The organism is Vibrio sp. B1ASS3 (assembly GCF_905175355.1).
In the GTDB taxonomy this organism is placed as follows: Bacteria; Pseudomonadota; Gammaproteobacteria; order Enterobacterales; family Vibrionaceae; genus Vibrio; species Vibrio owensii.
The window spans coordinates 2,527,542-2,541,732 of record NZ_HG992742.1 but is presented as its reverse complement, the minus strand read 5'-3'; the positions used below and the strand labels follow the sequence as shown (position 1 = coordinate 2,541,732).

Genomic DNA, 14,191 nt, shown 5'->3' with positions numbered 1-14,191 from the left:
AGAGCTTGAATCTAGCGAAATCGCCTCGTAGAGTTCTGTTTCATATAACAACCGTTTTTATAAAAACGATAAGCTTCCTCGGAGAAAAGTAATGAAGCGAATTATGTTATTCCTAGCAACTAACCTAGCAGTCGTGCTAGTGCTTAGTGTTGTTCTGAATATTGTTTACGCTGTAACTGGAATGCAGCCAGGCAGCCTGTCTGGTCTACTACTGATGGCAGCAGTGTTTGGTTTTGGTGGCGCATTCATCTCGCTAATGATGTCTAAGAGCATGGCACTACGCTCGGTAGGCGGCATGGTGATTGAGAGCCCACGTAACGAAACTGAACATTGGCTTCTAGAAACAGTTGGTCGCCAAGCTCAACAAGCGGGCATCGGTATGCCAACCGTCGCTATTTATGATGCGGCAGACATCAACGCATTTGCAACCGGTGCTAAGCGTGATGATTCGCTAGTTGCAGTATCTACCGGTCTTTTGCACAACATGACTCGTGATGAAGCGGAAGCGGTACTTGCGCATGAGGTTAGCCACATCGCTAACGGTGATATGGTGACCATGACGCTAATGCAAGGTGTCGTGAATACCTTCGTTATTTTCCTATCTCGTTTCATTGCTAACATTGTTGCTTCGAATGATGATGAGGAAGGCCAAGGTACAAACATGATGGTTTACTTCGGTGTGTCTATGGTGCTTGAACTGGTATTTGGTTTCCTAGCTAGCTTCCTGACTATGTGGTACAGCCGTCATCGCGAATTCCACGCTGACGCGGGTGCAGCGCATCTAGTGGGTAAAGAGAAGATGATTGCTGCGCTTGAGCGTTTGAAGATGAGCCACGAATCTCAACTGGATGGCACTATGATGGCGTTTGGTATCAACGGTAAGCGTTCGATGACTGAGCTTCTAATGAGCCACCCACCGCTAGATAAGCGTATTGCGGCACTACGTAGCCAACAGTACTAATCATTCAGCAAATAAATAGTTAATCTCCTGAAAAGGCTTGGTTTTTTGACCAAGCCTTTTTTTGTATCTATTGATCGCTACCGCACTCCATCACGTATCACTCTACAGAAACAAAGTTATACAAAAATATTTTTGTACAACTTTTCATGATTGGTCTATCTTGTACATATAATAATTTTGTACAACTGTTGAAGTAGTATAGGAGCATAGAAATGGACATTCATTCAGTTGGCAACATATATCAAAAGCTGAGCAAAGCGAATTTGCACTTGCTTGAAGGGGTATACCACCAGGATGTGGTTTTTGAAGATGCTGCTCATCGTCTAGAGGGCTGGCCTGCGCTTTCCGATTATTTTCAATCGCTCTACACCAACGTTATCCGTTGTGATTTTATCATTCACGATCATCAACAAGTGGGCGAGACAGGGTTTCTTACTTGGACCATGGATTTACAGCACCCAAAACTACAGAAAGGCGCGCCGATTTCAGTCAATGGTGTTTCTCATCTCAAGTTCAGTGAGGGGCAGGTTATCTACCATCGAGACTATTTCGATTTGGGAGAGATGCTGTACGAAAACCTTCCTCTACTTGGCTCTGTCGTTAGAACCATTAAGCAGAGGCTAGGACAATGAGCGGTTCAGTTCTTATCACTGGCGCGACGTCTGGCATTGGTAAGCAGCTTGCTTTGGATTACGCCGGTGAAGGTTGGAAAGTGATTGCGTGCGGCCGCAACGAAGCGGTGTTGGCTGAGTTAGAAGCTGCGTCGACCAACATCTCGACATTACGCTTCGATGTGACTCAGTACGATGAAACGATTCACGCGCTTTCACAACTTCCGTTCACTCCTGAAACTTGGATCTTTAACGCTGGCGACTGTGAATATATGGACGACGGCATAGTGGATGCGAAACTCATGGCGCGTGTCATGAACGTTAACGTTGTAGGTGTGGCGAATTGTGTTGAAGCGTGTCAGGGGCAGTTTGAACGTGGGCATCGCGTCGTTATTGTTGGTTCTATCGCATCAGAGGTGGCATTGCCTCGTGCAGAAGCCTATGGCGCGTCCAAAGCGGCAGTCAGCTATTTTGCCCGCACACTAGCCGTAGACCTGAAAAAGAAAGGCATCAAAGTCGTGACGGTGTTTCCTGGCTTTGTTGAAACGCCACTCACAGATAAGAACACCTTTGATATGCCGATGATTGTTACGGCCAATCAGGCCTCGGCTGCCATCCGAAAACAATTGGATGCCAACAAAAGCCACATTTATTTCCCAGCGAGATTTACCGGAATTTTACGTTTTATCTCGTTGCTTCCATACAGCTGGCAAGCTCGGCTAACCGCAAAACTCGTATCATAAGAAGGAAGAAGCATGAACACGGCAGGAAGAAAGAAAATCGCCATCGTTGGAACGGGTATCTCTGGCCTTACTTGTGGCTATTACTTGCATAAAGAACATGAAGTAACGCTGTTTGAAGCGAATGATTACATTGGCGGCCACACTGCAACTGTCGATGTCAGCCTTGATGGCAAAGAGTATGCAATCGATACTGGGTTTATCGTATATAACGATCGTACGTACCCAAACTTTATCAAAATGATGAACGAGATTGGCGTTGAAGGTCTGCCGACTCAAATGAGCTTCAGTGTCAGAAACGATGGGAACGGGCTAGAATACAACGGCCATACCGTGTCGACATTGTTTGCTCAAAAATGTAACTGGGCAAACCCTAAGTTCTATCGCTTTATCTTCGAGATCTTGCGTTTTAATAAACTTGCAAAGCGCTTTGCTAACGAGCCATCAACGCAATCTCAGACGCTTGGCGCTTTTCTTGATGAGCACAAATTCAGTGCATTCTTTTCTGACAATTATATTCTGCCAATGGGCGCTGCGATTTGGTCATCGACTTTAGCGGATATGCGCGCGTTCCCGCTCATGTTCTTCTTGCGCTTCTTCCTCAACCACGGTCTGTTGGATGTGACTAACCGACCACAATGGTATGTGATTAAAGGTGGTTCACGTTCTTACATTCCACCATTGACCAAAGGTTTTGCCGAGAATATTCGTCTAAACAGCCCTGTCGAAAAAGTAATTCGCAACGAAAAGGGTGTTGGCGTTCAAGTTCTCGGAGAAACACATTGGTTTGATGACGTGATCTTCGCTTGTCACAGCGATCAAGCACTACGAATGCTAGAGGATATCAGCCCAATCGAGCAGGAAATATTGGGGGACATGACGTATCAAGCTAATGAAGTTGTTCTTCATACCGATACCGGTCTGTTGCCGAAACGCAAGGCGGCGTGGGCATCTTGGAACTACCTATTGGAAGGCAGTGAGGATGAGCAGCAACGTCTTCCTTCGCTTACTTACAATATGAACATCCTTCAGCACGTTCAATCAGAACATACATTTTGCGTAACGTTGAACAGCACCAATCAAATCAACCCAAATAAAATTTTGCGCTCGTTCACTTATCATCATCCTGTATTTACAACGGAGTCGATAGCAGCGCAGCAGCGCAAAGACGAAGTTCAAGGTAAACAGAGCACATGGTTCTGCGGCGCTTATTGGTATAACGGTTTCCATGAAGATGGTGTGCGCAGCGCGATTGACGTAGTTAAGGGATTAGAAGAAAAGTATCGCGAACAAAATGTGGTTCCTTTTGAAAAAGGCGCGGCGTGATATGGATAGCCATATGAACAGCCGACTGTTTATAGGAAATGTTCGCCACCGTCGATTCACGCCTGTGAATCATGAGTTGAACTACTCATTGTTTATGCCTGCCATCGATGTTGATGAGCTTGATGCTTTAGAGAAAAAAGTATGGGGCTTTGGTTCGCGTTGGTGGCATTGGGCACGTTTCAAGCGCAGTGATTACATTGGTGAAGGTAGCGTTAAGTCGGCAGTGCAAAACAAAGTGGAAGAACTGACCGGTGTTCGCTGTACTGGCAGAGTCGTCGCAGTTTGTCACTTGAGGTATTTAGGGCTGTATTTCAGTCCAGTTAATTTCTACTACGTTTATAACGAGGAAGGTGAATGGAAATACCTCCTAGCAGAGGTGAGTAATACCCCTTGGAATGAACGACATTATTACGCCGTATCGGCAGACAAAGAAGACAAGGAATTTGGTTGGGAGCAAGATAAAGCGTTCCACGTTTCACCATTTAATCCGGTTGACCAACTCTATCGTTGGAAAGTTAAACCTCTGACAGACAAGTTGAATATTCATCTTGAATGTCACAAAGGGGAAAAACACTTCGATGCCACGATGGCAATGAAAGCCAAACCGCTTTCAAGCAAAACCTTATTGAAATGCTTGATCGTTACGCCAATCCAAACGGTAAAAGTAATGGTTGGTATCTATTGGCACGCTCTCAAACTATGGCTTAAAGGCGCGCCGTTTTATTCACATCCTAAATATGCTCAACCTGAAACGACAGAGCCTGAGCAAGTGAGTAAAGAAGAAAAGAATAATAAGCACAAGGAGAACTCTGCATGTTAAATACGACTTCTATGGCAATGCCGCGTGAATTAACGACGACTCAAAAAGCGGCTCGTGGAGTTCTTTTCCAGTGTCTGCAAAAAATGGAAATTGGATGTCTGACGGTGATTGAAAGCTTCAAGACCGAGACGACGGAGCGCAGTGAGCGCTTTTCAACTCCAAACGGAGACTACAATGGCGAACCTGTGGTGGCGACCATTGAAGTGAAGCATCCTGGGTTTTACTCGCGTTTATTGCAAGGTGGCAGTATTGCCGCTGGCGAAGCTTACATGGACGGCTGGTGGGACAGTCCAGATTTGACAGCTCTAATGAAGCTGATGGCGCTTAACTTACGTGCGCTCGACAAGCTGGAAGAGCAGGGCAGTTGGCTTACTAAGCTGCTGTACAAGCTCAGTCATTGGTCAAACAGAAACTCTGAAGAGAACTCGCGTAAAAACATCCATGCCCATTACGATTTGGGTAACAACCTTTATGAAGCGTTCCTTGATACCAATATGTTGTACTCATCGGCGCTTTACAATCATGCGGATGACTCTCTAGAGCAGGCTCAAATCAACAAAATGGATCGTCTATGTCAGCAACTTGAGCTAAAGCCTACTGATCATGTTGTTGAAATTGGCACTGGGTGGGGCGCTATGGCGATTTACATGGCCGAACAATACGGTTGTCAGGTCACCACAACAACGATATCTGAAGAGCAGCACGCGTACGCGGAGCAGAAGATCAAAGAGCGTGGCCTAGAGAACAGAATCACACTACTCAAAGAAGATTACCGCAACCTAACTGGTACGTATGACAAGCTTGTTTCTATTGAAATGATTGAAGCCGTGGGCAAACAATTCCTACCTTCGTACATTAAGGTTTGTGAGTCTTTGTTGAAGTCTGGTGGCTTGATGGCGATTCAAGCGATTACGATTGCCGACCAGCGTTATGATTACTACAGCAACAATGTCGACTTCATCCAGAAGTACATTTTTCCTGGTGGCTTTTTACCTTCTGTAACCTCACTCACTCAAGCAACAACAAAGTACAGTGACTTAGTGACGCGAGATTTGTTCGATATTGGTTTGGACTACGCCAAGACGCTGAACGAATGGCACCTTCGTTTTAATCGAGCAGAGAGTGAAGTGCGCTCATTTGGCTACGATGACCGCTTTGTGCGTATGTGGCGCTACTATTTGAGCTACTGTGAAGGTGGCTTTTTGGCTCGCACGATCAGTGCCGTTCACATGACGTTTCAACGCCCGTAGTTCGTTATGAAGGTATTTCTTGCTTCGACATGGTTCCAACTCTGCTGGTTTGCTGCAGTGCTTGGAACCTATCAATGGCAATGGGTGACGTTATTCCTTACTTTGGCAACCCTACTATATTGTCTAAAAACCGACGCATCTTCGCTCAAAAGTATTGGTGTGATCGTCACGGTCGGGCTCGTGCTTGATACGCTCAATCAACAACTCTCTGTCTTTGTCTTTCCAACCCCGTGGCTGCCTGTCTGGTTAATATGCTTGTGGGTTTTGTTTTCTTGGTATGCCTATCAACTTAAGTCAATTTTGTACCGTTTCCCAAAAAAATACGTATCAATAGTAGGCGGACTCGGAGGAACAGCGAGCTACTTTGCTGGCTATAAGCTTCAAGCCGTTGAATTTGGATTTAGCGTTGGCACCACTCTCATGATCTTATTTGTCGAATGGTGCGCAATGATGCTCTTGATACTCAAGGTGTACGGAAATGAAAAGCTTGAAGAGAAATTGGAAACGGAAGCTGACTAGCAGTGTAATGGTCGCCTCCTTGTTCTGTGCGGTGCCTTTGCAAGCTCAGAATGTCGCGGGTTCTAGTATCACAACAGACACGAGCAGTTGGCAACAATGGCAGACGGTGGGTGAAGCTCAGCTTACGTGGTTTATTTTTGACATTTACAAGTCTCGTTTAAAAACGCCCGACGGGCAATATCAAGTGTCTGGTGACGTGTCACCACATCCTTTTGCGTTGGAGATTAACTACCAGCGCGATATAAGCAAGGAACAGCTCTTGGATGTTACTGATGAACAATGGCAGAAACTGGGATTTACTCAGGCCTATCGTCAGCAGTGGATTTCCGAATTGAACACGATGTTCCCAGACATCAAGAAAGGCGACGAGCTTACTTACCTCACCGATGGTAAAAACGGTCAGCTTATTTACCGCCAAGCAGGCAGCAAGCCTTACCAAACCGTTGGCTACGTTAAGGATGAGCGCCTAAATGATGCATTCCTTTCTATTTGGCTGTCGCCACAAACAGAATTTCCCCAACTTCGTAAACAACTGATAGGGCAGGTAAGGTAGTGAAATTACTAAAACGAATGTTCAAAGCTCCCTTGATTGCGACGGTAACCCTGCTCAGCGCTTGCTCTGCTGACATTGATAATTACCAAGCGTCATCGCCAGCCTTTGATCTGTTTGGCTATTTCGAAGGTGACGTCAAGGCATGGGGAATGGTGCAGGACTACACCGAGAAACAAACTCGTCGATTTGAAGTCGATATCGTCGGCACGGTTGAAGGCAATGAACTAACGCTGGTGGAAGACTTTGTATTTGATGATGGTGAGCTAGACCAGCGTATATGGGTCATTACCAGACTCGAAGACGGTACTTATCAAGGTAAAGCGGACGACATTATTGGAGTCGCCATGGGCAAAGAGATGGGTAATGCACTGCAATGGCAATACGACTTTGAGTTAATGATGGACGACTCAACCATTACTGTATCGTTCGATGACTGGCTTTACCGCCAAGATGACATGCACGTGTTTAACCTCACCAAGATTAAGAAGTTTGGCGTTGAAGTAGGGACGATTACCCTTTTCTTCCAAAGGCAATAGAAATAAAGAATCGAGATTTGGGAGCGCTTCGCCTTAGGAATCGTGAGTGGGGCGTTGAAAGTTTAACGAACGGAATTTGAGTTTAGAAAGTGTAGATAGCAATCACCACCTTATCTTTTATCCCGAACCTTAGTGTTCCATAGGGCAAAGCCCGTTCCCATAAAAAGAAAGGGTTGACGCTTTCACGTCAACCCTCAAAATTATCCGATTCTCGATTCTCGATTCTCGATTCTCGATTCTCGATTCTCGATTCTCGATTCTCGATTCTCTTACAGCTTATCTGTCAGCTCGATTGCTTGACCGATGTAGTTCGCTGGCGTCATCTCTTTCAGACGTGCTTTCTCGTGCTCAGGAAGCTCAAGGCCGTCGATGAAGTTACGCATTGCTTCGCCGTCTACACGCTTACCACGAGTTAGCTCTTTTAGCTTCTCGTATGGCTTCTCGATGCCGTAACGACGCATTACTGTTTGTACTGGCTCCGCTAGTACTTCCCAGTTTTTGTCTAGTTCAGCAAGAAGCGCTTCACGGTTTACTTCTAGCTTGCTGATGCCTTTAAGCGTAGAAGTGTAAGCGATGATTGCGTAGCCAACACCAACACCAAGGTTACGTAGAACTGTTGAGTCAGTTAGGTCACGCTGCCAACGAGAGATAGGCAGTTTCTGTGCTAGGTGGCCGAATACAGCGTTCGCAAGACCTAGGTTACCTTCTGAGTTTTCAAAGTCGATTGGGTTAACTTTGTGAGGCATTGTTGAAGAACCGATCTCACCAGCAATAGTTTTTTGCTTGAAGTGGCCTAGTGCAATGTAACCCCAAACGTCACGGTCGAAGTCAATCAGGATAGTGTTGAAACGAGCGATAGCGTCGAACAGCTCAGCGATGTAATCGTGTGGTTCGATTTGAGTTGTGTAAGGGTTCCAAGTTACGCCTAGAGACTCAGTGATGAACTCTTCAGAGAACTTGTGCCAATCTAGCTCTGGGTAAGCAGAAAGGTGTGCGTTGTAGTTACCTACTGCACCGTTGATTTTCGCTAGGATCTCAACGTTTTCGATTTGCTTGAATTGACGCTCCATACGGTACGCCACGTTTGCCATTTCTTTACCCATAGTAGATGGAGAAGCTGGCTGCCCGTGTGTACGAGATAGAAGAGGAATGTCACGGTATTCCACTGCTAGCGCTTTGATAGCGTCGATTAGGTTACGGATTTCTGGAAGAATCACGTTCTCACGCGCTTCTTTAAGCATTAGAGCGTGTGATGTGTTGTTGATGTCTTCAGAAGTACATGCGAAGTGGAAGAACTCGTTTACTGCGTGCAGTTCAGGAACGTCTGCTACTTTCTCTTTTAGGAAGTACTCAACCGCTTTTACGTCGTGGTTAGTTGTACGCTCGATCTCTTTGATACGGCGTGCATCTTCTTCAGAGAAGTTTGCAGCAAGGTCGTCTAGGAATTGGTTTGCTTCAGCGCTAAACGCTGGCACTTCTGCAATTTCAGCAGTAGCAGCAAGCTTTTGTAGCCAGCGGATTTCAACGATAGTACGGTATTTTAGTAGACCGTATTCACTGAAAATTTCGCGTAACGCAATTGTCTTGCTTCCGTAACGGCCGTCTACTGGTGAAACAGCAGTCAATGCTGACAGTTCCATGATGTTCTCCTGAATTGGGTTTCTAAATTTCGTGAGCTTTATACCAATAACTGTGGCAATTGTCACGAATATTGCGCAAACGTTTGCGCGAGAATTGTTTTGGTCGAAAAAAATGAGCTCGCGATAAACGCGAGCTGCTTACTTGATACCTTATTACATTCGAGCAAGAAGGATTTGTGCTTGCTCTACCATCTTCTTGCGTCCGAAGATCAGGTGGCGACGTTTACCGCCAACTTGACGCCAGAGTACTGCGCTACGAATACCCGATAACAACAGCGCACGAACTTTGTGCTGGTTAGAGGTTTGTTGCAGTACCGATGGAGTACCAGTTACTTGAATACGAGGACCAATAGGGCTGACTACATCCAAGTAAATGCTTGCTAGGTTGCTGATCATTTGATCATCTAGCAATTCAAAATGTTCCGTTTGACGCTGAGCCATTTGAATGCGGTCACCAAGTTGTGACATTGCATCGTTACGACCCGATAGCTTGCGCTCTAATGCCATTAGGCTGATGATGTAGCGAGTGACTTCACTTCCCGATGGGGTGCTATCAATCCCTTTCACCAAGCATTCAAGACCCAGCTTAAGGTCGGCCTCACGGCCGAAAACACCAATGGTGTTCGCTGGGTTAGTATTCAAAATGGCGTTAATTGACGTTTCAAAGGCATCTTGATCACAATGTCCGTTTCTCGCTACCTGTTGAACTAAGGCAACAGCTTGGCAGATACCTGCAAAAGCGATAGTACGGTCATAAAGTGTATTCGCCACGTAACGACTCCTAAGCTTGAGAATATTTAATGGGTTGCTCGATGATGCCGCCACCTAGGCACACGTCATCTTTGTAGAACACTGCTGATTGACCTGGAGTTACAGCAATTTGTGGCTCGTCAAAGATCACTTTAATGTTTTCATCATCGATAGGGATGATTGTACAAGGAATATCTTCCTGACGGTAACGAGTTTTCACTGTGCACTTCATAACATCGCGAATTGGCTCACGATCTACCCAGTGAAGTTGTGATGCAAGTAGACCTTCTGATTTCAACATTGGATGGTCTTTACCTTGAACGGCAATCAAAACGTTACGTTTCAGGTCTTTCTCACCAACGAACCATGGGTCTTCGTTACCACCGCCGCCTTTGCGGCCACCGATATGTAGACCTTTACGCTGACCAAGTGTGTGGTACATCAGACCTTGATGTTGACCAATCACTTCGCCCTCCGGTGTTTCGATGTTACCTGGTTGAGCTGGAAGGTAGCGACCTAGGAATTCTGTAAACTTGCGTTCACCGATGAAACAAATACCCGTAGAGTCTTTTTTCTTCGCTGTGATCAGGTCTTGCTCTTCTGCGATACGGCGTACTTCTGGCTTCTCTAGATCACCAACAGGGAATAGGCTACGTGCAATTTGCTCGTTGCTTAATGTGTACAGGAAGTAGCTTTGATCTTTGTTGCTATCGAGACCACGTAGCATCTGTGGTTTTTCACCGTTCTCAGGGAAAGAGCGACGCACGTAGTGACCCATTGCAATGTAATCCGCATCAAGCACTTCATCAGCGAACTCTAGGAATGCTTTGAACTTGATTTCTTTGTTACAAAGAATGTCTGGGTTTGGTGTACGACCTGCTTTGTATTCTGCAAGGAAGTACTCAAATACGTTATCCCAGTATTCAGCAGCAAAGTTGATGGTGTGTAGGTGAATGCCTAGCTTGTCACATACTGCCTGAGCATCAGCAAGATCTTCTGCTGCTGTACAATACTCCTCGTTGTCATCTTCTTCCCAGTTCTTCATGAACAGGCCTTCTACTTGATAGCCTTGTTGCTTTAGAAGATACGCAGAAACAGATGAATCAACGCCGCCGGACATACCGACGATGACTTTCTTTTGGCTGTTATCAGACATTACTAAACACCACTAAAATTAACGGGACGCAGATTCTACCAGAATCCACTGACCGGTGACAGATCCGAGATCGAAATCACACTTCGATTTTGGCTTAAATTTATCCAAATGCGAAGGTGAGGGTTAAATTCGATAAGTATAGAAGGGTTATATATGGCATAGTTGGCAAAAATCCAAGAGGAAAAAGCAAATGACTGAAGAAAACCAATTTATGCAAGAAAGTGAGTTGATTGAAATTGTTGAAAATCAGCTAGAAGATGGCAATCCGCTCAAAGTAAAAGAAACCCTGATGCGTTTAATGATGACAGGTACACCGCGTGAAGATGCGGTTGCGATGATGGCATGTGCAATGTCGATTGAGATTTTCGACGTGATGAAAAACGAAGGTGAATTCAACCTTAAACGCTACAGTGAGCACCTTGATCAATTACCAGATTTGGGTTTCATGGAAGGCGAATAGGCCGATTGAAAGAAAAAAGCAGACTGCAAACGTTTGCTATAATTGCCTTTATTGCTGCTTTAATAACGGCGGTATAGAATCCGTTCTCCTTTTCATCCCTTACTCAGACTAACAATATGAAATTTCCTGGACAACGCAAATCCAAGCACTATTTTCCTGTTCATGCTCGTGACCCATTGGTGAGCCAAGCACAAGAAAGCAAAAAGATGACGCGCACTCACATCATCGGCATTGATCAAACGCTGGTTGATATTGAAGCGAAAGTGACAACGGATGTGATTGAAAAGTACGGTTTGAGTAAAGGACACTCGTTGGTTATTGATGACGCAACAGCAGAAGCTTTGTACCAGCAGCTAAAAGCAGAATGCCTTATTACCAATGAGTATGCAGGCGGTACGATCGGTAATACGCTGCACAACTACTCAGTGTTGGCCGATGACCGCTCAACACTTCTGGGCGTAATGAGCCAAGATATCAAAATCGGCAGCTACGGTTACCGCTACCTATGTAACACATCTAGCCGTATGGACCTGAACTACCTACAAGGCGTTGATGGTGCAATCGGTCGTTGTTTTGCTCTGATTACCGAAGATGGTGAACGTACTTTCGCAATCAGCGAAGGTCAAATGAACCAACTTCACCCAGACAATATCCCTGAGAAGATCTTCAAGAGCGCATCTGCTCTAGTTCTTACTGCATACCTTGTTCGTTGTAAAGAAGGCGACCCAATGCCGGAAGCAACGATGCGTGCTATTGAATACGCGAAGAAACATGATGTACCAGTGGTATTAACGCTAGGTACTAAATTCGTTATTCAAGATGATCCAACATTCTGGCAAGAATTCATTCGTGACAATGTTTCTGTTGTTGCAATGAACGAAGACGAAGCAGAAGCATTAACGGGTGAGTCTGATCCTCTAGCTGCTTCAGATAAGACGCTTGAGTGGGCTGATCTGGTTCTTTGTACTGCTGGTCCTGTAGGCCTGTTTATGGCGGGTTACACTGAAGAAAGCGCTAAGCGCTGAGAGATCCCCTCATAATTTCCCCAAAACGTAACCATGTGTGAATAGATTTTGAGTAAGCAGGGTTGCAGCCACGAGTGAGTCTTCCCTTGTTATTGTGTAGCCAGAATGCCGCAAAACTTCCATGCCTAAGCGAACTGTTGAGAGTACGTTTCGATTTCTGACTGTGTTAGCCTGGAAGTGCTTGTCCCAACCTTGTTTCTGAGCATGAACGCCCGCAAGCCAACATGTTAGTTGAAGCATCAGGGCGATTAGCAGCATGATATCAAAACGCTCTGAGCTGCTCGTTCGGCTATGGCGTAGGCCTAGTCCGTAGGCAGGACTTTTCAAGTCTCGGAAGGTTTCTTCAATCTGCATTCGCTTCGAATAGATATTAACAAGTTGTTTGGGTGTTCGAATTTCAACAGGTAAGTTAGTTGCTAGAATCCATGGCTCCTTTGCCGACGCTGAGTAGATTTTAGGTGACGGGTGGTGACAATGAGTCCGTGTCGAGCGCTGATTTTTTCGGCCTTTAGAGCGAGATTTATACAATAGAATTTGGCATGAGATTGGATTGCTTTTAGTCAGCCTCTTATAGCCTAAAGTCTTTGAGTGACTAGATGACATATCATGTAAGTTGCTGATAGGTTTCCAGTTTTCCGCTCCTAGGTCTGCATATTGTACTTTTCCTCTTACTCGACTTAACCAGTACCAACCCAGCTTCTCAACGGATTTATACCATGGCACTTTAAAGCCAGCATCACTGACAATGAGCGGTGTGGTGTTACTCGGTAGAATGCTCGCAAGGTCGGCTAGAAATTGGTCATGAGCTTTCTTTGAACATTGCTCTGAAAGCGGGAACGCTTTCTCATAAAGAGTAACAGAACGACCGTGTAGTGCGACTGAAGCTCGCAATACCATAAGCCGTTTTTGCTCACGGATATCAGACCAGTCAACAAGTACAATGGGCATCGTATTGCCCGAACAGATAAAGCTAGCATGCCAACGGTATACAGCGAGTCGCTCTTTGTGGAGGTGACGATTACCTAACAATCGGTCGATTCGTTTGATGTTATGTTTTGTTCTCGCTTTGGTTGGCAGGTTACGGCCAAGTTCGGTAAGAGTGAGAGTTTTACAGTCAAGTAAGGCGTGGCAAGCCAACGTTAAGCTGTTGAGTCGTTTTAAGTGTAATTCGGGGCAGAATTGGTAAAGAGAGTCGTGTAAAATATCGAGTTCGCACATTTTGTTGTCTGATTATTGATTTTTGGCGAAACCATTTGATCATATGACAAGATGTGTATCTACCTTAACTTAATGATTTTGATAAAAATCATTAGGGGATTCATCAGCGCTAAGCGTGAAACTTCATTGCCACTGCTTCCTGGTTCTATTGCTGAATTTAACCGTTTTGAATTTAGCCGCCCTGCTAAGAAAGACTCATGTGAAAATGCAATTAAAGTATATTCACATATCTCTCCATACATGGGTGGTCCTGAAAAAATTAAGAACACCAATGGCGCAGGTGATGCAGCATTGTCTGCGGTTCTTCACGATATGGCAGCAAATAAATACCACAAAGAAAATGTGCCTAACTCAAGTAAGCACAGCAATGAGTATTTAACTTATTCTTCGTTCTCTCAAGTTTGTAAATACGCGAACCGAGCAAGTTACGAAGTGTTAGTGCAGCATTCTCCACGTCTTTCACGTGGTCTTCCTGAGCGTGAAGATAGCTTGGAAGAGGCATACTGGGAACGTTAATTCATTCTGTTGAATTACCCAACTTTGCACATAAGTGAAAAAATGGCGCATTTCGAATGCGCCATTTTTGTATCTATTTATAGATAAATAAAAAAGGTTCCCATTGGGAA

General features: G+C 45.1%; 14 protein-coding genes and 2 pseudogenes. 12 read left to right on the top strand and 4 right to left on the bottom strand.

Going from position 1 to position 14,191, the window contains the following annotated elements; all coding sequences use genetic code 11:
• Window positions 1–91 precede the first annotated feature (91 nt).
• The 9 genes from htpX (at window position 92) to KJB05_RS11595 (ending at window position 7,316) form a co-directional block, all read left to right on the top strand.
• Window positions 92–961: a protease HtpX gene (htpX, locus tag KJB05_RS11635; protein WP_009705745.1), complete on the top strand. Its 870-nt coding sequence runs from the start codon at window positions 92–94 to the stop codon at window positions 959–961.
• Window positions 962–1,173: 212 nt separating this feature from the next.
• A complete protein-coding gene (locus tag KJB05_RS11630; protein WP_005437198.1) occupies window positions 1,174–1,593 on the top strand; it encodes a nuclear transport factor 2 family protein in 420 nt (139 codons plus the stop codon).
• On the top strand, window positions 1,590–2,315 hold the full coding sequence (locus KJB05_RS11625) for an SDR family oxidoreductase (protein WP_208444145.1): 726 nt from the start codon (window positions 1,590–1,592) through the stop codon (window positions 2,313–2,315). Before KJB05_RS11630 ends, KJB05_RS11625 begins: the two co-directional genes overlap by 4 nt.
• A 12-nt stretch (window positions 2,316–2,327) precedes the next feature.
• Window positions 2,328–3,638, top strand: coding sequence for an NAD(P)/FAD-dependent oxidoreductase (locus tag KJB05_RS11620; RefSeq protein WP_208444144.1), 1,311 nt, complete (start codon window positions 2,328–2,330; stop codon window positions 3,636–3,638).
• A 1-nt stretch (window position 3,639) separates the two neighbouring features.
• Window positions 3,640–4,458 (top strand): DUF1365 family protein, encoded by an 819-nt coding sequence (locus tag KJB05_RS11615; protein ID WP_208444143.1) that lies wholly within the window; start codon window positions 3,640–3,642, stop codon window positions 4,456–4,458.
• Window positions 4,452–5,708: a cyclopropane-fatty-acyl-phospholipid synthase family protein gene (locus KJB05_RS11610; protein WP_208444142.1), complete on the top strand. Its 1,257-nt coding sequence runs from the start codon at window positions 4,452–4,454 to the stop codon at window positions 5,706–5,708. Before KJB05_RS11615 ends, KJB05_RS11610 begins: the two co-directional genes overlap by 7 nt.
• Window positions 5,709–5,714: 6 nt before the next feature.
• Window positions 5,715–6,227: a DUF2878 domain-containing protein gene (locus KJB05_RS11605; protein ID WP_208444141.1), complete on the top strand. Its 513-nt coding sequence runs from the start codon at window positions 5,715–5,717 to the stop codon at window positions 6,225–6,227.
• Window positions 6,187–6,780, top strand: coding sequence for a chalcone isomerase family protein (locus KJB05_RS11600; RefSeq protein ID WP_208444140.1), 594 nt, complete (start codon window positions 6,187–6,189; stop codon window positions 6,778–6,780). The genes KJB05_RS11605 and KJB05_RS11600 overlap by 41 nt, the downstream gene beginning before the upstream one ends.
• 17 nt (window positions 6,781–6,797) lie before the next feature.
• Window positions 6,798–7,316 carry a DUF3833 domain-containing protein gene (locus KJB05_RS11595; protein WP_208444201.1) on the top strand — a complete coding sequence of 173 codons (519 nt, stop codon included), beginning with the start codon at window positions 6,798–6,800 and terminating at the stop codon, window positions 7,314–7,316.
• A 269-nt stretch (window positions 7,317–7,585) separates the two neighbouring features.
• Here the strand turns inward: KJB05_RS11595 and purB are convergent, their stop codons facing one another.
• The 3 genes from purB to mnmA form a co-directional block, all read right to left on the bottom strand.
• The gene (purB, locus tag KJB05_RS11590) at window positions 7,586–8,956 is read right to left on the bottom strand and encodes an adenylosuccinate lyase (RefSeq protein ID WP_005378198.1); all 1,371 of its coding nucleotides are present in this window, start codon (window positions 8,954–8,956) and stop codon (window positions 7,586–7,588) included.
• 153 nt (window positions 8,957–9,109) lie between these two features.
• On the bottom strand, window positions 9,110–9,727 hold the full coding sequence (gene hflD, locus KJB05_RS11585) for a high frequency lysogenization protein HflD (RefSeq protein ID WP_208444139.1): 618 nt from the start codon (window positions 9,725–9,727) through the stop codon (window positions 9,110–9,112).
• 10 nt (window positions 9,728–9,737) lie between these two features.
• Window positions 9,738–10,862 carry a tRNA 2-thiouridine(34) synthase MnmA gene (mnmA, locus tag KJB05_RS11580; protein WP_208444138.1) on the bottom strand — a complete coding sequence of 375 codons (1,125 nt, stop codon included), beginning with the start codon at window positions 10,860–10,862 and terminating at the stop codon, window positions 9,738–9,740.
• 190 nt (window positions 10,863–11,052) lie between these two features.
• Here mnmA and KJB05_RS11575 point away from each other — a divergent pair, with 190 nt between their 5' ends.
• Together KJB05_RS11575 and KJB05_RS11570 are read left to right on the top strand one after the other, a co-directional pair.
• Window positions 11,053–11,322 carry a hypothetical protein gene (locus tag KJB05_RS11575; RefSeq protein ID WP_005437209.1) on the top strand — a complete coding sequence of 90 codons (270 nt, stop codon included), beginning with the start codon at window positions 11,053–11,055 and terminating at the stop codon, window positions 11,320–11,322.
• Between the two features lie 116 nt (window positions 11,323–11,438).
• Window positions 11,439–12,344, top strand: a pseudogene (locus tag KJB05_RS11570) (inosine/guanosine kinase); the annotation flags it as partial.
• Between the two features lie 12 nt (window positions 12,345–12,356).
• Here the strand turns inward: KJB05_RS11570 and KJB05_RS11565 are convergent.
• Window positions 12,357–13,565: an IS4-like element ISVsa5 family transposase gene (locus tag KJB05_RS11565; protein ID WP_001352368.1), complete on the bottom strand. Its 1,209-nt coding sequence runs from the start codon at window positions 13,563–13,565 to the stop codon at window positions 12,357–12,359.
• Window positions 13,566–13,670: 105 nt separating this feature from the next.
• Here KJB05_RS11565 and KJB05_RS11560 point away from each other — a divergent pair.
• Window positions 13,671–14,081: pseudogene (locus tag KJB05_RS11560) on the top strand (inosine/guanosine kinase); the annotation flags it as partial.
• Window positions 14,082–14,191 lie beyond the last annotated feature (110 nt).